Annotated in this window: 16 protein-coding genes; 6 read left to right on the top strand and 10 right to left on the bottom strand. The window is 66.0% G+C overall.

The annotated features are described in order from the left end of the window. Nucleotides 1-75: 75 nt before the first annotated feature. From GAK28_RS12605 to hisN, 7 genes are all read right to left on the bottom strand, one after another. Nucleotides 76-369: a hypothetical protein gene (locus tag GAK28_RS12605; RefSeq protein ID WP_291779420.1), complete on the bottom strand. Its 294-nt coding sequence runs from the start codon at nucleotides 367-369 to the stop codon at nucleotides 76-78. Then, the gene (locus tag GAK28_RS12600) at nucleotides 369-1,397 is read right to left on the bottom strand and encodes an aspartate-semialdehyde dehydrogenase (protein WP_291779417.1); all 1,029 of its coding nucleotides are present in this window, start codon (nucleotides 1,395-1,397) and stop codon (nucleotides 369-371) included. The genes GAK28_RS12605 and GAK28_RS12600 overlap by 1 nt, the downstream gene beginning before the upstream one ends. 28 nt (nucleotides 1,398-1,425) lie before the next feature. Then, nucleotides 1,426-2,424, bottom strand: a complete 999-nt coding sequence (locus GAK28_RS12595; RefSeq protein WP_291779414.1) for a D-glycerate dehydrogenase — start codon at nucleotides 2,422-2,424, stop codon at nucleotides 1,426-1,428. Next, nucleotides 2,421-3,533, bottom strand: a complete 1,113-nt coding sequence (gene aroC / locus GAK28_RS12590) for a chorismate synthase (RefSeq protein ID WP_291779411.1) — start codon at nucleotides 3,531-3,533, stop codon at nucleotides 2,421-2,423. The genes GAK28_RS12595 and aroC overlap by 4 nt, the downstream gene beginning before the upstream one ends. Nucleotides 3,534-3,550: 17 nt before the next feature. Beyond that, entirely contained in the window at nucleotides 3,551-4,471 is a 921-nt protein-coding gene (gene prmB / locus GAK28_RS12585; protein ID WP_291779408.1) for a 50S ribosomal protein L3 N(5)-glutamine methyltransferase, read from the bottom strand. 97 nt (nucleotides 4,472-4,568) lie between these two features. After that, nucleotides 4,569-6,701 (bottom strand): phospholipase C, phosphocholine-specific, encoded by a 2,133-nt coding sequence (locus GAK28_RS12580; RefSeq protein ID WP_291779405.1) that lies wholly within the window; start codon nucleotides 6,699-6,701, stop codon nucleotides 4,569-4,571. A gap of 6 nt (nucleotides 6,702-6,707) precedes the next feature. Beyond that, nucleotides 6,708-7,502 carry a histidinol-phosphatase gene (gene hisN / locus GAK28_RS12575; RefSeq protein ID WP_291779402.1) on the bottom strand — a complete coding sequence of 265 codons (795 nt, stop codon included), beginning with the start codon at nucleotides 7,500-7,502 and terminating at the stop codon, nucleotides 6,708-6,710. Between the two features lie 181 nt (nucleotides 7,503-7,683). Between hisN and GAK28_RS12570 the strand changes: the two genes are divergently transcribed. The 6 genes from GAK28_RS12570 (at nucleotide 7,684) to GAK28_RS12545 (ending at nucleotide 17,175) form a co-directional block, all read left to right on the top strand. Further along, nucleotides 7,684-8,688 carry an ABC transporter substrate-binding protein gene (locus tag GAK28_RS12570; protein WP_291779400.1) on the top strand — a complete coding sequence of 335 codons (1,005 nt, stop codon included), beginning with the start codon at nucleotides 7,684-7,686 and terminating at the stop codon, nucleotides 8,686-8,688. 28 nt (nucleotides 8,689-8,716) lie between these two features. Beyond that, nucleotides 8,717-9,718 (top strand): ATP-binding cassette domain-containing protein, encoded by a 1,002-nt coding sequence (locus GAK28_RS12565; protein ID WP_291779397.1) that lies wholly within the window; start codon nucleotides 8,717-8,719, stop codon nucleotides 9,716-9,718. Then, nucleotides 9,715-11,370: an ABC transporter permease subunit gene (locus GAK28_RS12560; RefSeq protein WP_291779396.1), complete on the top strand. Its 1,656-nt coding sequence runs from the start codon at nucleotides 9,715-9,717 to the stop codon at nucleotides 11,368-11,370. Before GAK28_RS12565 ends, GAK28_RS12560 begins: the two co-directional genes overlap by 4 nt. Continuing rightward, on the top strand, nucleotides 11,360-12,115 hold the full coding sequence (locus GAK28_RS12555) for a DeoR/GlpR family DNA-binding transcription regulator (RefSeq protein ID WP_291779394.1): 756 nt from the start codon (nucleotides 11,360-11,362) through the stop codon (nucleotides 12,113-12,115). The genes GAK28_RS12560 and GAK28_RS12555 overlap by 11 nt, the downstream gene beginning before the upstream one ends. Before the next feature lie 97 nt (nucleotides 12,116-12,212). Continuing rightward, nucleotides 12,213-15,221, top strand: a complete 3,009-nt coding sequence (locus GAK28_RS12550) for a TonB-dependent receptor (protein ID WP_291779392.1) — start codon at nucleotides 12,213-12,215, stop codon at nucleotides 15,219-15,221. A 10-nt stretch (nucleotides 15,222-15,231) separates the two neighbouring features. Then, a complete protein-coding gene (locus GAK28_RS12545) occupies nucleotides 15,232-17,175 on the top strand; it encodes a CocE/NonD family hydrolase (RefSeq protein ID WP_291779390.1) in 1,944 nt (647 codons plus the stop codon). A gap of 28 nt (nucleotides 17,176-17,203) precedes the next feature. On the opposite strand, the gene GAK28_RS12540 is transcribed toward GAK28_RS12545, so the two are convergent. The 3 genes from GAK28_RS12540 to hemA form a co-directional block, all read right to left on the bottom strand. Continuing rightward, a complete protein-coding gene (locus GAK28_RS12540) occupies nucleotides 17,204-18,082 on the bottom strand; it encodes a hypothetical protein (protein ID WP_291779388.1) in 879 nt (292 codons plus the stop codon). 67 nt (nucleotides 18,083-18,149) lie between these two features. Beyond that, nucleotides 18,150-19,199, bottom strand: a complete 1,050-nt coding sequence (gene hemH / locus GAK28_RS12535; RefSeq protein ID WP_291779385.1) for a ferrochelatase — start codon at nucleotides 19,197-19,199, stop codon at nucleotides 18,150-18,152. A gap of 1 nt (nucleotide 19,200) precedes the next feature. Continuing rightward, nucleotides 19,201-20,460 (bottom strand): 5-aminolevulinate synthase, encoded by a 1,260-nt coding sequence (gene hemA / locus GAK28_RS12530; protein WP_291779383.1) that lies wholly within the window; start codon nucleotides 20,458-20,460, stop codon nucleotides 19,201-19,203. Nucleotides 20,461-20,541 lie beyond the last annotated feature (81 nt).

Here is a 20,541-nt window from a genome sequence, read left to right as displayed (position 1 = left end):
ACGCGACAATGTTAAGTCGTTCGCGAGGCCCGTACACGCCCCCTGACATGCCCGGCCGGGATGGCGCGGGGACCTTCATGGATGCCCTCCTGCGTTCAGCTCGCGCTGGAGTTCGGCGATCTTCCGGTCGCGCTCGTCCAACTGCTTGCTGGCCGCATGGGAGTCGGCCTCCAGCGCGTCGACGCGCGCTTTCAGTTTTTCCACCCGGGCCCCTTCGGCGGTCGCCTGGCCACGGGAAGCGTCGAGCTTCGCGTGGGTGGCGGCCGGCGCTTCGGCGTGCGCCGCCTTGGCCGGCGCCGCCTGCTTCGCACCCGCCACGGGGACGAGGGCGAGCAGGAAGAAACCGGCAAAGGTGGCGCGAGGTGTCATTACAGGTAATCCCGGATCAGGATTTCGGCGATCTGCACGGCGTTGAGCGCCGCGCCCTTGCGGATGTTGTCCGAAACCACCCAGAGATCGAGGCCCTTGTCGTGGGAGATGTCCTCGCGGATGCGGCCCACGAACACGGGATCCTTGCCGGCGGCATCGGTGACCGGGGTCGGGTAGCCACCCGGCTTGCGATCGTCGACCACCACCACGCCCTCGGCCTGCTCCAGCAGCTCGCGGGCGCGCTCGGCGCTGATCTTGTCACGGGTCTCGATATGCACCGCCTCGGCGTGGCCGTAGAACACCGGCACGCGGACCGCCGTCGGATTCACCTGGATGGACGCGTCCTCCAGGATCTTCCGGGTCTCCCAGACCATCTTCATTTCTTCCTTGGTGTAGCCGTTGGCCTGGAACTCGTCGATGTGCGGGATCACGTTGAAGGCGATCTGCTTCGGGAATTTCGAGGATTCGACGTCCTGGAAGTTGAGCATCTGGGCCGTCTGCTTGCCCAGTTCCTCCAGGCCGCTACGGCCTGCGCCCGACACCGACTGGTACGTGGCGACGTTGATCCGCTCGATGCCCACCTCACGATGGATCGGGGCCAGCGCCACCAGCATCTGCATCGTGGAGCAGTTGGGGTTGGCGATGATGCCGCGCACCGTGTAATCGGCGATGGCGTGCGGGTTCACCTCGGACACCACCAGCGGGATGTCGTCCTGGTAGCGGTACTCGGACGTGTTGTCGATGACCACCGCGCCCGCCGCCGCCGCGCGCGGCGCGTGTTCGCGGCTGACCGAGCCACCGGCTGAGAAGAAGGCGATGTCCACGTCCGCGAAGTCGAATTTGGCCAGGTCTTTGACGACACAAGGTTTTCCGCCGAACTCAACCGTGCCGCCCGCCGAGCGCTCGCTCGCCAGGGGAATCAGTTCGCTGATCGGGAAATCCCGCTCGGCGAGGATCGAGAGGAGGGTTTCGCCGACTGCGCCGGTCGCGCCCACCATGGCCACCTTGTAACTCGTCTTCTTGCTCATTTTCGCTCTTGTTGGCGTGGGTAGAGGGTCAGCTGGCGTCGGCCAGCGCACCCGGGTTGAGAATCGTGGGTGGCCGACCGGCGTGAGGACCATGCCCGAACGCCGCCAGCACATTGTCCACAGCCAGCGAAGCCATATCGCGACGTGTGTCGCGACTTGCGCTTGCGATATGCGGACTGAGGACGATATTTCCGAGTTTCAGCAGGTCCGGATGGACCTGCGGCTCGCCTTCGAACACGTCGAGGGCGGCCGAGGCGATCGTGCCGTCGGCCAGCGCACGAGCCAGCGCGGCGTCGTCGACGATGCCGCCGCGGGCGATATTGGTGAGCGTGGCCGTCGGCTTCATGGCCTTCAGCTCCGCCTCGCCGATGGTATGGCGATTGGCCGGGGTGAACGGCAGCACCAGGATCAGGTGATCGGCTTCGGCGAGCAGCGTCGCCTTGTCCACGTAGGACGCGCCGCACTCCCGCTCGATGGCCGCGTCGAGTCGCGAGCGGTTGTGGTAGATCACCTTCGACCGGAAACCGGAGGCCCGGCGGGCAATCGCCTGGCCGATGCGCCCCATGCCGAGGATGGCGATGGCCTTGCCGTGGATATCGGCGCCCAGCCAGCCCTCGAAGCGCGAGCCCTTCCACTGGCCGTCGCGCAGCCAGCGTTCGGCCTCGCTCACCCGGCGGGCGGCGGCGAGCATCAGGGCCCAGGCGTAGTCGGCCACGGTCTCGTTGAGCACGTCGGGCGTGTTGGAGGCGCCGACCTTCGCCGCCGTGAGGGCGTCGAGGTCGAGGTTGTTGTAGCCCACGCCCAGATTGGCGACGAAGCGCAGCTTCGGCGCGGTCTTCAGTACGTCAGCATCGATGCGGTCGACAAGACCCACGATGGCGGCGTCGGCATCGGCCAGGCGCTCCGCCAGTTCGGCGCCGCTAAAGGGACGATCTTCCGCCTCGGCGCGCACCTCGAAGTGCTCACGGAGACGGTCGACGATATCCGGGAAGAACGGCCGGGAAACCCAGATTTTTGGCTTGCTCATCGATTCGCTCCGTCGACGGTGCCCGGGATGCGCGGCGGCACATCGCCCACATCGCCACACTGCGCACGGTGGCGCAAGGCCTGGTCCATCAGCACGAGGGCCAGCATGGCCTCGGCGATGGGCACGGCGCGGATGCCCACGCAGGGGTCGTGGCGCCCCTTGGTGACCACCTCGGTCGGCTGCCCTGCCCGGTCGACACTGCGACCCGGCACCAGGATGCTGGAGGTGGGCTTGAAGGCCATGGACACCACTACTGGCTGACCCGTGGCGATGCCGCCGAGGATGCCGCCCGCATGGTTGGAGAGAAAACCGTCCGCCGTGATCTCGTCGCGATGCGCGGTGCCGCGCTGCGCGACGGCGCCAAAGCCGTCGCCGATCTCCACGCCCTTCACGGCGTTGATCGACATCATCGCGGCGGCGATCTCGCCGTCGAGCTTGCCGTAGATCGGCTCACCCCAGCCAGCGGGGACGTTGTCGGCCACCACGGTCACCCGCGCACCGACCGAATCGCCGGACTTGCGCAGGGCATCCATGTAGGACTCCAGCTCGGGAATCTGCTCCGCCCAGGGCCAGAAGAACGGGCTCGTCTCGATGGCCGCGGTGTCGAAGCCACGCGGCACGAGGTCGCCGATCTGACTGACATGGGCCCGCACCTCGACGCCATAGCGCTGCTTCAGCCACTTCTTGGCGATGACGCCCGCCGCCACGCGCATGGTGGTTTCGCGCGCGGACGAACGCCCGCCCCCGCGCGGATCGCGGATGCCGTACTTCTGCCAATAGGTGTAGTCGGCATGGCCGGGGCGGAACGTGTCGAGGATGTTGCCGTAGTCCTTGGAACGGGCATCGGTGTTGCGGATCAGCAGCGCGATGGGCGTACCGGTGGTCACGCCGTCGTAGACACCCGAGAGGATCTCGATGTCGTCGGTCTCACGGCGCTGCGACGTATGCCGGGAGCGCCCGGTGGCGCGGCGCTCGAGGTCGGTGCGGAATTCGTCGGCCTCCAGGGGGAGGCCGGGAGGGCAACCGTCGACCACGCACCCGATCGCCGGGCCGTGGCTTTCGCCGAAGGTGGTGACGGAGAGGAGCTTGCCGAACGTATTGGAGGACACGGTACTTCCGCTGGGTATCAGTTTCTTGCGGCCCGTGCTGCCGAGATATCGGCGGCATGAGCGATGAGGTCGCGGCGTTCGAGGGCGAAGATGCCCATCGGGCCCACCTTGAATTCGAGCCAGACGAACGGCACGCGGGGCAGAAGACGGCCCAGCGCGTGTTCGCTGTCACCCACCTCGACGATCAGCAGGCCATCTTCGGAGAGATGGTCGGCGGCCTCGTCGAGGATGCGCAGGGTGATGTCCAGTCCATCATCGCCGGATGTCAATCCGAGGACCGGTTCATGGCTGTATTCGGCCGGCATGGCCGCGTATTCGTCATTGGTGACGTAAGGCGGGTTGGACACGATGAGGTCGTAGACCTCGCCCTTCACGCCCGCGAACAGGTCGGATTTCACAGCCCGTACGCGGCCTTCGACGTGCTGGTAGACGATGTTCTCATTGGCCAGCGACAGGGCATCGTCGCTGACATCGACGATATCGACCTGCCAGTCGGGGTTGTACTCGGCCATGGCGATGCCGATGCAGCCGGAGCCGGTGCACAGGTCGAGCGCGCGCTCGACGTGGCGGTCGTCGAGCCACGGGGTGAAGCCGCCCTCGATCAGCTCGGCGATGGGCGAGCGCGGCACGAGGGCGCGGCGGTCGCTCTTGAACTTGAGGCCGGCGAACCAAGTCTCGCCCACAAGGTAGGCCACCGGCACGCGCTCGACGATGCGCTTCTCGATGAGGGCCAGGATTTTCTCCTTTTCCTCGCCCACCAGCTTGCCCGCGCCGTAGGCCGGCGGCAGGTCGGGCGGCAGATGCAGTGCCGCCAGCACCAAGTGAGTGGCCTCGTCGATCGGATTGTCGTGGCTGTGCCCGAAGGTCAGGCCGGCGGCCGAGAAACGGCTGGCGCCGTAGCGGATGAAATCGATGATGGAGGACAGTTCGCTGGTCACGTCGGGGCTTTCGATGGGGCTGACGGGTGAGTATAGCCGTCCATCGCCATCATCGGACCCCCGAAAGGGGCGCCGGCCTGCGCCGGCGCCCGGGCCATCAGCGTTCGGACAGGATGCGCGGCTCCGGATCGCTCGTCGCGGGACGGCCATCCTCGTGATGCCCGGCGAACCGGCGCAGATAGCGCGGGATCTCCGGCGTGGTGACCGAAATGTCGTACCAGCCCGCACTGCCCGAAAGATCGAGCAACAGGGTTTCTTCCGCCCCAGGCGCGAGCGCGACGTGCTGCGGGTCCGCCGTATCGTAGGCATTGGCGACACGGCAGCTTGCTCGCGACACACCGGCGTTCGTCAGCGTCACCTGGACCTGGCGCTTGCCCGGCATGCCGCGCACTGTCGCCTCGATGCGGTCGCTCGCGAAACCGCGCAGCGCACAGAGATAGCCATTGGGGCCATGGATACGCCTGTCGTAGGCGTCGCCGCGAGGTGCCAGCGACCAGGCGTCGTCGAGTCGCCCATTCGCGCTTACCGTATAGCGGCGAGGCGGAGCGTCGCGATCGAGGCCGTCGTAGACGAGGAAGGCGACACCGAGCGGCCCTTCGTTGACGAAGGCAATCCGGCTGTCCGATGCGTCAAGCCGATGCTCCAGATGCCAGCGATAGGCCAGCGCACGGGCCGGGCGCGTACCCGGCTCCTGCGTCGGCATGGCCTGTGACGAGGGCACCACGATGGGCGCCTTGCCGTCCGACCCGTGTGGTACGCCGAGCGTGGGCATGGAAGCGTCGGTCGTGCCAGCGAAATCGAAGCAACTGGTGAGGTCGCCGCAAACCGCACGGCGCCATGCGCCGATGTTTGGCTCTTCGACGTCGAAGCGTTTTTCGAGGAAACGCAGCACGGAGGTGTGGTCGAAGGTCTCCGAGCAGACCCAGCCACCGCGCGTCCACGGGGAAACCACGATCATGGGCACACGGTTGCCCAGGCCGATTGGCTGGCGCCCCAGGGGGTCGCTGCCGGCCACCAACGGCCCACTGATACGCGGATGAGCGTCGAGATCCATGATCTCGTCACGCAGGCCGCTCGCGATATCCGCCGAGAGCTTGCCACCCTGCCCGTCCGCCAACGGGGGCGCCGGGGGCACGACGTGATCGAAGAAGCCATCGTTCTCGTCGTAATTGAGGAACAGGACGGTGCGGCTCCAGACCTTGGCGTTTGAGGTCAGCGCGTCGAGCACCCGGCGGATATAGAAGGCGCCGTCCGCCGGCGATGCCTTCGGATGTTCCGAGTAGTCGTACGGCGCGACGATCCAGCTGACCTGCGGCAGGCGGTCGTGGAGCACGTCGTCACGAAGATCGCGCAGTGTGTGGTTCGAGACGCCGTTGCGAACCAGGCTGCCTTGCGGATCCGCGCCTTCCTTGACCTGGTAGGCGGCGAAGAACTCCAGCGAATTGTCCGTGTAGTTGTCGGTCGGCGAGCCCGGGTCGCCCGTGCCGCCCTGGTAAACCCGCCACGTCACACCCGCCTTCTCCAGGCGCTCGGGATACGTGGTCCAGGTGTAGCCGTTGACGTGGGCGCGCTCCTCGGTACCGGGGCCGTTGTCCTTCGTGCCCAGGCGCCCCGAGGGATCGGCCGTACCGCTCCACAGGAAGATGCGATTGATCGCCGTGTCCGCCAGGGCGGAGGCGTGGTACGCGTCGCAAATGGTGAAGGCGTCGGCCAGCGCGTAATGGAACGCGGCGTCCTCGCGGCGCAGGTAGGCCATGGTGAGCACGTCCTGCTTCTGCTCGATCCAGCGGTCGTTGCGGCCGAGGTTCCACGAGCCGTGACCCGTGCTCCAGCCGTGATCGGTGCCTTCGTGATGATCACCGCTGGCGTGGGTGTCCAGGTGGAAGGGATAGACCCAGCCCTTGTCGTCGCCGACGCCCCGCGATTTCCAGTACTTCGTATGCGTGGTGGCGACGGGCTGCTTCCACACCGGATCGCCGTTGGACAATTCCAGCACGCGTGGATCGCCGAAGCCGCGCACGCCGCGCAGGCTACCGAAGTAGTGGTCGAACGAGCGGTTCTCCTGCATCAGGATCACCACGTGGCCCACATCCGCGATGGTGCCGGTGCGACGATCGGGAGCGGTGGCGAGCGCGCGGGCGATGGACGCGGGAAAGCCCTGCGCGATGAGCGAGGCAGCGACGGTGGCACCGGTGGCCTGCAGGAAACGACGACGATCGGGCGAGAACATGAGGTATCAGTCCGAGGCGAGCGAATGGATCAGGGCGGCATGCAGGTCCGCCGTGGCGGCGGCCACCACGCGGCTGCCACTGTGCAGGTCGAGCGGACGACCTTCCCAGTCGGTCATGACACCGCCGGCGGCTTCCACCACCGGCGCGATGGCCAAGTAGTCGTAAGGCATCAGGTTGGACTCGATCACGGCATCGATGTGACCCGAGGCCAGCATGCCGTAGCCATAGCAATCGCCACCGAACCGGCGCGCATAGGCCGCCTTGCTGGTGCGATCGAAGCGGGCCCACTCGTCGGGCGTGAACATGTCCGGCGTGGTGGTGTACAGCGTGGCCCGGTCGAGCGACGTGCAATCGCTGGTACGGCAGGACTCCTCGTTCATCGTGGTACCCACCCCGACATGGCCGATCCAGCGCTCGTTCAATGCCGGCATGTCGAGCACACCCAGCACCGGGCGCCCGTGCCGCAGCAAGGCGATCAAGGTGCCCCACAGCGGCCAGCCCGAGATAAAGCTGCGCGTGCCGTCGATGGGATCGATCGACCAGACGTATTCGGCATCCGTATGCTCAGCGCCGTATTCCTCGCCCAGCACGCCATGCATCGGCCATGCGGCCTCGATGCGTTCGCGCAGCATGGCCTCGACGCCACGATCCACTTCGGTCACCGGACTCGCGTCGCCCTTGAGACTGACATTCACCGGCCGACGGAAACGCGGCAGAGACAAGGTTCTGGCACCATCGGCGATGGCGGCGGCGAAGTCTTCGAATTCCTTCCGCCTCGCGGCGGACAACGGCTCCTTCAAGCGACACTCCTCGCGAAAAGCACGTGCGCGGACTAGCGAATGCACGTTGCGGGTTGATGACAAAAACGAAAATTTTCCTGTGGACGGTGACGCCACACGTTGGCAAATATACCCAAAACGCCACACAAGGTGTGGCACGATAACACCACGTTTCAACGATCCGCGGCACGAACATCCTTTCATGCGTCCATACCGCCACATCGTCACCTTCCTCCTCGGCTTCGCCGTGGCGCAGGGTGTCGCCCACGCTGGATCGATCACGGTGTATTCCGCGCTCGAGAGCGACGAGATAGCCACCTATCTCGATGCCGCACGCAAGGCGCTCCCGGATATCGACATCCACGTACTGCGTCTTTCCAGCGGCGATCTTGCCGCGCGACTGATCGCGGAATCGGCGCAACCACGTAACGATGTCGTCTGGGGCATGGCGGTCACCGACATGCAGGAGCCGCGCATCGCAGCGTTGCTCACGCCCGTGCATGGCAAGGACATCGACGCCATGCCCGCCGCGTTCCGCGCACCCGATGCCCGCTGGTTCGCGCCCACCGGTTACCTCGCTGCGCTTTGCGTGAATCGGCAGGCACTCGCCGAACGAGGCCTGCCAATGCCACGGCGCTGGAGCGACCTGGGCAATCCGGTGTATCGCGGACAGATCGCCATGCCCGATCCGGCATCGTCCGGTACGGGCTACATGGTGCTCTCGTCGCTCACGGCCAACGGCAGCGACGACGCGGCCATACGACGCATGGTGGCGCTGTCGCGCAACATCGGGCAGGTGACGCTCTCCGGCTCCGCTCCGTGCAAGCTCGCACGCATCGGCGAATTTCCCATCGGCATCTCGTTCGCCTTCTCGGCGATGCAGTCGATTCGCCAGGGCTATCCCATCGACATGGTGTTGCCCGAGGACGGTCGCGGCTACGAACTGGAAGGTTCCGGCCTGATGAAGGCAAGCACCCATGCAGACGATGCGCGACGCTTCCTCGATTGGACGGCGTCCGCCCAAGCGGCCGCGCTGTACCGCGGCTACAAGGAAATCGTCGCCGCGCCGGGAAGCCTGCCCACCGACGAACAGCGTCGCGCGGGACTGCCGGCCGATCTTGTCGCTACCCTGCCCGTCCGCGATTTTGCCGCGGCGGCCCGCGAACGGACCTCGCTCATCGCCAGGTACAAACGGCTGACGCGCTGACGCGCCGGTCCAGGGGAACAACGCGAGCATGCACCTTCGTATCGACAAACTGGGCAAGCGCTGGAACGGGCAGCCCGTCCTCGACGGCGTGACCTTCGCCGCCGGTGCGAGCGACTTCGTCTGCCTGCTCGGCCCCAGCGGCTGCGGCAAGACGACCCTGCTGCGCATCGTCGCCGGCCTGACGCCGGCCGATACGGGCACCGTCTGGCTCGATGGGCGCGACATCGGCGCGCTGCCTGCCAGCGAACGACGCATGGGCCTGGTGTTCCAGTCGTACTCCCTGTTTCCCGATCGCGACGCCGCCGCCAACGTGGCCTATCCGCTACGCCTCAAGGGTCGTCGCGGCGCCGAGGTTACCCGCCGCGTCGGTGAACTGCTCGATCTCGTAGGTCTCGCGGATCAGGGCACGAAGTATCCGGGCGAACTCTCCGGCGGACAGCAGCAGCGCGTGGCGCTGGCCCGCGCCCTCGCCACCGAGCCCGAACTGCTCCTGCTTGACGAGCCGCTATCGGCACTGGATCCCGGTCTGCGCTCCCAGCTGCGCACCGATATCCGCGCATTGCAGCGCTCGCTGGGTATTCCGACGATCATGGTCACGCACGATCGCAATGAAGCCCTGTCGATGGCCGACACGATCATCTGCCTACGCGAAGGCCGCATCGAGCAAGCCGGCACGCCGCGCGACCTTTACGAGCGTCCACGTTCGCGCTTCGTCGCGGATTTCATCGGTCGCGCCAACCTGCTGCCGACGAGCTTCGTCCGCGACGCGCTACCCGGTTTCCTGGAACGTCGACCGCCCGGCGGCGACGGCACGTTCGAACTGTGTCTTCGTCCCGAAGATCTCGTCATTCACGCCGACCCGCGCGGCGAGGCCACTATCGAAGACGTGACCTTCCTGGGCAACCATGCGCGGGCCGCATTGGCCTGGCGTGGCCGGCGGCTGATCGCCGAGCTGCCGGGCCACTGCACGCTTTCGCGCGGCGAGACCGTCGCGATCGACGCCACGCGCGGCGCGTGGGTCTGCGCATGAACGTCGCGGCAATCGCACGCCCTTTGTCACGGCCGCGCATCGGTACGTGGCTGCTCGTCGGCCTGCCGATCGCAGCGCTTTGCCTATTTTTCCTGCACCCCCTCGCGACCGTGCTCTGGCGTAGCGTCACCGACGCGCACGGACATGTCACCGCGGCGAACTACCTGCGCCTGTTCGACGACCCGGGACTGCCGCGCGCCGCGCTGCACAGCCTGTCCATCGGACTGGGCACCACGCTGGTCACCGTGGCGTTCGGCCTGTGCCTCGCCATGGCGCTGCATCGCTCGCGCCTGCCAGGCAAGCCGCTAATCCGTGGTGTCCTGCTGCTGCCCATGCTCGCACCGTCCCTGGTGATCGGTCTCGGCTTGGTCTGCCTGCTGGGACGCAACGGCCTCATCCACCGCCTGACGGGCCTGCCGACCGATATCTACGGTTTCTGGGGCCTGTTGATCGCGAATACGATTTACAGCCTGCCGCAGGTGGTGATCGTGCTCTCCGCGGCGCTTGAACGCACGCCTTCGCGTCATTACGACGCCGCCGCCTCGCTCGGCGCAGGCGCGTTCCGGCAGTTCCTCGACGTCACGCTACCTCGCCTGCGCTTCGCGATGGTGGCCGCCGCCTTTCTCGTGTTCACCGAAACGCTCACCGATTTCGGCAGCGCGGTCGTGGTGGGCGGCAACTACCGTGTACTGGCCATGGAGATCTACAGCGAAGTCGTGGGCCAGATGGACTTCGGCATGGGCGCGACGCTCGGCGTGCTCCTGCTGCTGCCCGCCTTGCTTTCCGTCGCGCTGGGACGCATGGCGCGCCGCCGCCAGGACGCCGGTGAAGGCGTGGTCGGGCAACCGCTGGTGCCGGCGAAGCAGCCCGCACGCGACATCGCACTGGGCGCCGCGAGCGTCATCGCCTTGCTGCCCATGCTGGCCGTGGTGGCGACGGTGGCCTACGTGAGCCTCGTTCGCCTGTGGCCTTACGACCCGACGCTCACCATCGCGCATTACCTCGACATGCCGGAAGGCTATGGCCCCGTCGCCACATCCCTGGGCGTGTCGTTCGCGGCAGCCCTCGGCGGTATCGCGCTGGTCTTCGCCCTGGCGGCCGGGCTGCGCTCGCTGCCGCCGCACTGGGCACGTCCGTTGCAATTCCTCGCCACGCTGCCCGCCGCCGTGCCCGGCATGGTGCTCGGCCTGGGCTACGTGCTCGCCTTCAACCATGGCCCGTTGTCCACGTGGCTTTATGGCAGCGCCGCGATCGTCGCGGCATGCAGTTTCTACCACTACCACGCCCAGGCCTTCCTCACGATGCAGGCCGGCATGCGCCAGGTGCCCGGCGCACTGGAGGACGTGGTATCCAGTCTTGGCGGCCGCACCCGGCATGTGCTTCGCGATGCGATCCTGCCTTTCGCCGCACCGGCCACGATCGCCGGCTTCTTCTACCTGTTCATGCGCTCGATGGTTACCCTGTCAGGCGTGATCTTCCTCGTCACCCCCGACCTCGGACTCGCCTCCGTGAGCGTGATGCGCCTGGATGAGAACGGATTCCTCGCGCAGGCCGCCGCATACGCCATGTGTGTCGTGCTGGCCGGCGCGCTCGCACTCGGCGCGATGCGCCTTGCCCTGTACGTATTGAAGGACCGCCGCCATGTGGCATGAAGAACGACACACCCGCATCCGCGACCTGCTTCGCGCCAGCGGCAAGGTGTCCGTGGAACGCATCGTGAGCGAACTGGGCGTGTCCCGCGAGACGATCCGCCGCGACCTCGTCGAACTGGCCGAGCGTGGCGAGATCCGTCGCGTCCACGGCGGCGCGGTGCTGGCCGACGACGAGCCGCCGATCGACGTGCGCCATGCCACCCGCGTGCGCGAAAAACGCGCCATCGCTCGCAAGGTTTCGTCACTGGTGGAAAGCGGCCAGACCGTCTTCATGGACGCCGGCAGCACCATGACCCTGGTCGCAGAGGCCTTGTCCGCACGTAGCGGGCTCACCATCGTCACCAACTCCGTGGACGTCGCGACGCGATTCGCCGCCCGTACCGACAACGAAGTACGCCTGCTCGGCGGTCGCTTCGACGCGCGGATCGGCTGCACGCACGGCTCCGCCACCATTGCCGAGATCGCCCGCTACCAGGCGCACCTGGCCATTCTCTCGCCGGTCGGCATCGACGCCGCCGCTGGCGCCAGCAGCTTCGAACTGGAGGAAGCGGAAATCGCCCGTGCCATGTGCGCGAATGCCCGCTCGATCATGATCGCCGCCGATCACGCGAAGATCGGTGTACGCAGCCGCGTGGCCTGGTGCCCGGCCGACCGCATCGACGTGCTGGTGACCGACCGCCGTGCCGAAAAATCCCGTGCCATCGCCGCCATCGGCGAGATCGTCAGCACCATCGAATACGCCTAAGAAAACGACGTGCCAGGAAGGCCGCTCCTTAACTCAACTTTAGATCGATTGAATCCATATCCATACACATAGATCGAAAGCCTTCCGGAGCTTCCCCATGCAACCCCGACCTTCCCTAAGACGGACCTTGATCTGCGCCGCGGTCGCCGCGTCGCTTTCCGGCCTCGCCCACGGCCAGGCCACCACCGGTCGCATCGCCGGCCAGGCACCCATCGCCGATGGCGAGACGGTGCTCATCGAGGGCAGCAATGGCCTCACGCGCGAAGTGGGTGTCGACAGCCGCGGCCGTTACGCCGCCGAATCGCTGCCGCTCGCCACGTACAAGGTATCCCTGAAGAAGAACGGCGCGATCGTCGAATCGCGTGACAACGTCACCCTGCGCGTCGGCGCCTCCACCGATGTGTCGTTCGACACTGCCAGCGGCGGCACCCAGCAGCTCGAAGGCCTGACCGTTTCGGCGAACCAGATGCCGAAGATCGACGTCGCCACCGTGGCCTCGAGCACCGTGATCACCTCCGCGGACCTCGCCCGCCTTCCCCTGCAGCGCTCGGCCGAGGGCATCGCCCTGCTCGCTCCCGGCGCGTCGCGCGGCATCGCCAACTTCAAGGGCGCCTTCGGCGGTTCGCTGGTCTCCTTCGCCGGTTCGTCGGTCAGCGAGAACGCTTACTACATCAACGGCTTCAACACGACCGATCCGCTGAGCGGTTTCGGTGGCGTCAGCCTGCCCTACGGCGCCATCGACCAGCAGGAAGTGCTCAGTGGCGGCTACTCCGCCATGTACGGCCGATCGGACGGCGGCGTGATCAGCCAGGTGGGCAAGCGCGGCACCAATGAATGGCACTTCGGTGCCCAGGTGCTGTGGGAGCCCGACTTCGCACGCTCGGAAGGTCGCGACATCCGCTACGTGCATGGCAACGCCCAGACCCAGGGCAGCATCTTCCTGCGCAACCAGGACAACCACTCGTGGACCAGCACCATCAGCGGCTACGCTGGCGGCCCCCTGGTGGAGAACAAGCTGTACGTGTTCGCTGCGGTGGAGGCCGCGCGCACCGAGGGCAACTCGGTCGGCGACCTGAACCACTCGTACGACACCAAGTACACGTACAAGGATCCGAAGTGGTACGGCAAGCTCGATTGGAACATCACCGATAACAACATCCTCGAACTGACCAGCGTCGGTCAGTCGCACCGCACCACCGGCGACAAGTACAACTACGACTACGGCACGCTGACCCGCGGCAGCTTCAGCAACATCGACGAGACCGACAAGACCCAGGCCCGTGTCTATATCGGCAAGTTCACCAGCTACATCACCGACAACCTGACCCTGACCGCGCTGTACGGCAAGTCGAAGCTCACCTACTACAACGAGCCGGCGCAGACGGGTGTCGTCGGTCCGTTCATTGGTGGCCTCGACCAGCAGAATCCCGCCCTCAACGGCGGCAAGGGCATCACGAACCACCAGACGCTCGACACCGTCGACAACCCGGGGCACGAGTCGAACGCGCGCAACCTGCGCATCGACCTGAACTACAAGATCGGCTCGCATTCGATCACGGCCGGTATCGACAACCAGGACACCAAGGACTACGAGGACGGCACCACCATCGGCGGCGTCGGCTACGAGTTGTGGTACGGCAAGACCGACCCCAAGCTCAACATCAGCGACAATCCCTTTGTGGACGAACCGGGCAATTATCCCGGTGGTGAAACCGGCTACTACGGGTACTACCGCCACTACAACACGCTGGCCACGGTACGCGTCCGGCAACGCGCCCAGTACGTGATGGACGACTGGCAGGTCAACGACAAGCTGCTGCTCTCGCTCGGCGTGCGCAACGACCAGTTCACCAACTATAACCCGTCCGGCCAGGCGTACCTGCGCCTGGGCAAGCCGCAGTGGGCGCCGCGCCTGGGCTTCAGCTACGACGTCAAGGGCGATGCTTCGCTGAAGATCTACGGCAATGCCGGTCGTTACTACCTCGCCATGCCCGCATCGGTGGCGCTGCGCACGTCGGCCGGCTCGCTGGCGACCAACCAGTACTTCACCTATACCGGCATCGACGCGAACGGCCTGCCCACCGGCATCACCTATATCAAGTCGGCTACGGGTGGTGCGGTGTCGCCCAACGGCGAATACGGCCAGCCGCCCGATCCCAAGACCGTCAGCTCGAAGAACCTCAAGTCGGAATACCAGGATGAATTCATCCTCGGTTTCGACCACCAGTTCGATCCGGCCTGGGTATGGGGTGCGAAGGCCACGGTACGCAAGCTGCGCACCGCGCTCGATGACGTCTGCGATCATGGTGCGATCTCCCGTGCCGCGGCGGCCCAGGGCGCCGACCTGCAGTCGGTCGCCATCGGCAGCTGCTACCTGTCCAATCCGGGACGCGCGAACGTCTACCAGCTGAAAAACGCCAACGGCGGCTACACCAACGTGACGGTGACCAACGACGACTTCGGCTTCACCCAGCTCAAGCGCAACTACTACGGCCTGGACGTCTACCTGTCGCATCCGTTCGACGGCAAGTGGTCGGGCAAGATCGACTACCTGTATTCGCGCAGCTACGGCAACACCGAAGGCCAGATGCGCTCCGACGTGAGCCAGGGCTCCGTCGCAGCATCCCGCGACTGGGACTACGCGACGCTGATGGACTACGCCAACGGCTATCTGTCGAACGATCGCAAGCACCAGATCAAGCTCTACGGCTCGTACCAGATCGCGCCTGAGTGGATGGTCTCGGCCAACCTCACCGTGCAATCCGGGCGTCCGAAGGAATGCCTGGGTCGCTATGGTGCGGACGAGGGCGATCCGGCGGGCTACGGCAGCTACTACCACTTCTGCTTCGGCGTGCCGTCGCGTCCGGGCGACGCCGGCCGGCAGCCCTGGCAGGAACTGCTCGACGTGAGCCTGGAGTATCGTCCGTTGTGGGCCGACCGCAAGCTGGCCTTCAGCGCCTCGGTGTTCAATCTGCTCAACCAGCAGCGTCCGGACCAGAGCGAACCCGTTTCCGGCAGCAAGAACTCGATCAACGACGCCTACCAGCGCGTGATCAGCTACACGCCGCCGCGTTACGCCCGCTTCGGTATCACCTACGACTTCTGACGGAGAAGCAATGCATCCGTTCATGCGACTGTCCATCGTCGCGCTCGTCGCCGGGGCCCTCGCGGCCCCGGCGATCGGCGGCGAAAAGACCTACAAGGACCTGCCGACGGAAACGCCGGCCCATTTCGAACCCACCCGTGCCGGCTACGACTACGAGCGACGCACGGTGGACATCCCCATGCGCGACGGCGTGAAGCTTCACACCGTCATCCTCGTGCCCAAGGGGGCGACACACGCGGGCATCCTGCTCACCCGCACGCCCTACGGCGCCGACGGCATGGGCAACCGGGCAGACAGCCCGCATCTGGGGCCTACCCTGCGCGGCTACGACAATCCCGCCGACATCGTCGTGCAGGACGGCTACATCCGGGTGATCCAGGACATCCGTGGCAAGCACGGCTCCGAGGGCGACTTCGTGATGAACCGTCCGCCCATCGGCCACGGCAATCCCACCGCCATCGACGAGTCCAGCGACATCTACGACAGCATCGACTGGCTGGTGAAGCACGTGCCGGAATCCAACGGCAAGGTCGGCATCATCGGCATCTCGTACGACGGCTTCGAGGCGATGATCGCCACCATACGCCCGCACCCGGCGCTCAAGGTCGCTGTGCCGATCAACCCGATGATCGACGGCTGGATGGGTGACGACTGGTTCCACCGGGGCGCGTTCCGCCAGCAGATGATTCCGTACATCTACGGCATGGCGAACTCGCGCGGCAGCGACATCCCCTGGACGACCGGCTACCGCGACGACTACGACCTCTACCTCCAGGGTGGCTCCGCGGGCGACATCGGCCGTGCCCAGGGCATGGAGGCACTGGGCTTCTGGAAGAAGATCCTCGCCCATCCTGCGTACGACAGCTTCTGGTCCGAGCAGGCGCTTGATCGCATCGCCGCGAAGGAACCGATGACGGTGCCCACCATGCTGGTCCACAGCCTGTGGGACCAGGAGGACAATTACGGCGACATGGCGGTGTATCGCGCACTGGCCCCGCGTGACCCCGAGCACCAGAAGCTCTGGCTCGTGCTGGGCCCATGGCGTCATGCCAAGACCTGGGAGAACGCCAGCACCATCGGCGCCCTCGAACTGGGTAGCGATACGGGCCGCACCTTCCGCCAGACGATGTTGCGTCCCTTCCTCGCCCAGTACCTGAAGGACGATGCACCGAAGGCGGACGTCGCCCCGGTGAATGCCTTCGTGACCGGCGAGAACACCTGGCGCCGGCTCGACACCTGGCCGTCGTCCTGCGCGCAGGGCTGCGCCCCGACCATGCAGCGCTGGTACGTCGAGGCCCATGGCGGCTTCGGTACGCAGGTGCCCGGCAAGGGCGACGACGCCTATGTCTCCGACCCGGCCAAGCCGGTGCCCTATCGCGTGCGACCCATCCAATCCTGGTCGCACGGCGTGGCGGACCGCCAGGACAGCTGGCCCGAATGGCTGGTGGACGACCAGCGCCAGTTCGCGACACGCACCGACGTGCTGACCTATGTCTCGCCGGTGTTGGACACCCCGATGGGCGTGGCCGGCGAGCCGCTGGTCCACCTGCTGGCGTCGACCAGCGGCACGGACAGCGACTGGGTGGTGAAGCTGATCGACGTGTATCCGGACGAGGTGGAAGAAAAACCCTCGATGGGCGGTTACCAGTTGCCGATCGCGATGGAGATCTTCCGCGGCCGCTATCGCGAGGGCTACGACAAGCCCAAGGCGATCGCCGCGGACAAGCCGTTGGCCTACGACTTCCCGCTACCCACGGTGAACCATGTCTTCCAGCCGGGCCATCGCGTGATGGTGCAGATCCAGTCGAGCTGGTTCCCGCTGTACGACCGCAATCCGCAAACCTTCGTGCCGAATATCTTCAACGCCAAGCCGGGGGATTACCGAAAGGCGACGCAGACGGTACTTCGGGATGGTGACGCCGGAACCTACGTGTCGCTTCCCGTCGTGAAGTGACGATAGACAGGAACAGCCCATGCTGCCATCACGGCGGCACGGGCGATTGATCGGCCGCTTCGTAGTCGAACGTGGCCCTGGCGCCCACCACCACGGGCAGGTTAAGGCGCAGGATAGGCATGGACACGCCGTAGGCGGCGCGATAGCGGCGCTGGTCATCCTGTGCCTTCGCCAGCGCGCCATCGGCGGCGGGCACGTAGAAGAAGGCGCGTATCGGCAACCGCGTGCCACTATCCTTCGGCCAGGTCGCGAGACGCAATTCGTTCGCCAGTGCGCGCTGCGCATCCGGCATCGCCTCATGCGCACGCAGGCTCAACAGGAAACGAGCCGCCGCGCCGGGCTGTCCTTCGCGGACATTCCATCCGCACTGCCCCGAATAGGTGTTCTCCATCGCAGCGAAGAGCAGCTTCCACTGAGCCAAGCTCTCGATACCCTGCGCGTCGCAGGCACGAGTCGCCGACGGTGACCGGTCCACGGTGTTCTCGCCACATCCCTGTTCCGTGGGCCGGTTATAGGTGTCGGCATCCATGGGAAAGGCACAGAGCACCGCGACATCGAGGCTGCCTTTCGGCCGCTTGTCCGAGGGATAGAGGATGTAGCCGTTGCGATAGGTGAACACCAGGTTGGTGTAGTTCACATCGGCGCGCAGGTAGGAAAACGAGACCGCACCCCGGGTGATGGAGGCGGGACTGGGATTCCATGGCAGGAAGGCGGGATTGTTTTCCGTCGCCCGCAACAGGACGCCACTACACAGCGCGGCGGGACGATCCGCTCCCCCCGGGCACCGGTCGCTGGTATCGGCGTACCAGCGACGCACGTCCGCCAGCGCCTGCCGCCCCGTCTCCGGTGGACGTACGGCGCATGCACTCAGGCAAAGAACAAGGCCGATGGCCGCTATCCGCTTCATGGTTACCTGCGATTCCCGGCGTTGAACGGCAGATTGTCGGGCTTTCCGGCGCCGCTGACGATAGCCGTCACAACCAGCCGCGACTTTCCCGACAGACCAGGTCACGAAGCACGTCCATACCCTCGTCGCTGTCGTTGAGGCAGGCCAGCGCGCTGAATCGCTCACCGCCAGCCGCCAGGAACACCTCGGCGTTTTCGCGACCGATTTCATCGAGGGTTTCGATGCAGTCCGCTACGAAGCCCGGCGAAAGCACCGCCACCCGTCGGACGCCCTCGCTCGCCAACTGGCGCAGTGTCGCGTCCGTGTATGGCTGCAACCAGTCCGCGTAGCCAAAGCGCGATTGATAGGTGATGCGGAACGCGGTCGGCGACCGATCCAGCGCCTTGCGCAGCAGCTCGCCCGTGCGCTGGCATTGCACGAAGTACGGATCCCCCTGCTCCACATTGCGCAGCGGAATGCCATGAAAGGAGGCGACGACCACCTCCGGCTCCCATGGCAGCATCGCGAGTTGCCGACGAACCGAACGAGCCAGCGCATCGATATAAACCGGTTCGTCGTACCACGCGGGTGCGGTGCGTGACGCGGGCTGGTCGCGAAGACGACGCAGCGCGGCGAAGAAGCGATCGTTGGCCGTGGCCGTGGTGGTAGCGGAATACTGGGGATACAACGGAAGCATGAGGATGCGGTCGCAGCCCTTGGCGGTAAGCTCGGCCACGGCCTCGTCGATGGATGGGTTGCCGTAGCGCATGCCCCAGGCTACCGCCACGCGCTCTTCGCAGAAGACCTCGCTCGCCCAGGACGCGAGCTTCATCGCCTGGGCCCGGGTAATGGTCTTCAGGGGGCTTTCGTCGCGCTCGTGATTCCAGATGCGCGCATAGTCCCGCCCCTTCAGGGCTGGCCGCCTGAGCAGCACCACGCCTTGCAGCAAGGGCTGCCAGACGAGTTTCGGCAGTTCGACGACACGCGGGTCGGACAGGAATTCGGAAAGGTATCGACGGACCGAGGCATAGTCGGTCCCGTCTGGCGTGCCGAGGTTGGACAACAGGATGCCAACCTTGCCGCGTGTGGAAGCGGGATCGATACGGGACACGGACACGGAGCCTCGCCACGTGTTCATCTCAACCTCCGGCCGCGACGGTGACGGCGGCGCGGCAGGGTTCGTCGGGGGCCTCGCCGAGAGGCAGCCCGAGCGTCTGCCACACGTCGAGCAGCGCATCCCGGAGCGCAGCAATCATCGTCTCGTCATGGAACGGCGTCGGCGTGATGCGCAGGCGTTCGCCCCCACGAGGTACCGTCGGATAGTTGATCGGCTGAATGTAGATGCCGTGGCGATCCAGAAGCAGATCGCTAGCACGCTTGCATACGTCCGCGTCGCCCACCCGCACCGGCACGATATGGGTTTCGCCAGGCATGACGGGCAAGCCTGCCTCGCGCAACGCCTGCTTCGTGGTGCGCACGGCGGCCTGGTGGCGGACACGTTCGTCCTGCGAGGACTTCAGGTGCCGCACGGACGCGGCGGCCGCCGCCGCGACCGGCGGCGGTAGGGTCGTGGTGAAGATGAAACCCGGCGCATGCGAGCGAACGGCGTCGATCACCGCCTTTCGGCCGGCGATATATCCGCCCAGCACCCCATAGCCTTTGGCGAGGGTGCCCTCGATGACATCGATACGATGCGCAAGCCCTTCGCGCTGCGCGATGCCACCGCCACGCAGGCCATACATCCCGACAGCGTGGACTTCATCGATGTACGTCATCGCGCCGTAGCGCTCCGCGAGGTCGCAGATCGCAGCGATCGGCGCGATGTCGCCATCCATGGAATAAACGCTTTCGAAGGCGATCAGCTTCGGCCGATCGCCGGCACGAACGAGATGCTCTTCCAGGTGGGCCAGGTCGTTGTGGCGCCAGATCCGCTTGTCGGCACCCGAAGCGCGCACGCCCTCGATCATCGAGTTGTGGTTCAGCGCATCGGAAAGGATCACGCAGTCCGGAAGAAGGCGTGCGATGGTCGCGATACCTGCCAGGTTGGAGACGTAGCCCGAGGTGAAGACCAGGGATGCCTCCTTGTCATGCAAGTCGGCCAGTTCGTCTTCCAGCTCCACGATGGCGTGATGAGTGCCGGAGATATTGCGAGTGCCACCCGCACCTGCGCCCATCGTACGGGCCGCCAACGCCATCGCATCGATCACGGCGGGGTGCTGGCCCATGCCAAGGTAGTCGTTGGAGCACCATACGACGACATCCCGGCCGCCCTCCCCGTCATGCAGGCGCGCATGGGGAAAACGACCCACGTGCCGCTCGAGATCGGCGAAAACCCGGTACCGGCGCTCCTGCTTGAGGGCGTCGATGCTTCGCTCGAAATGCTGCAGGTAATCGACCATGGCTCGGCTCGTGACTCGGGTGTGAGTCACGATAGAGGCCATGAATCAATCAGGGAAATTCATTTTTGTTTTCGCCCCGAT

Origin of the sequence: Luteibacter sp. (assembly GCF_009912395.1) — a bacterium.
Taxonomy (GTDB): domain Bacteria; phylum Pseudomonadota; class Gammaproteobacteria; order Xanthomonadales; family Rhodanobacteraceae; genus Luteibacter.
The sequence above is the reverse complement of the archived record's forward strand: the minus strand, read 5'-3'. Positions and strand labels throughout refer to the sequence as shown.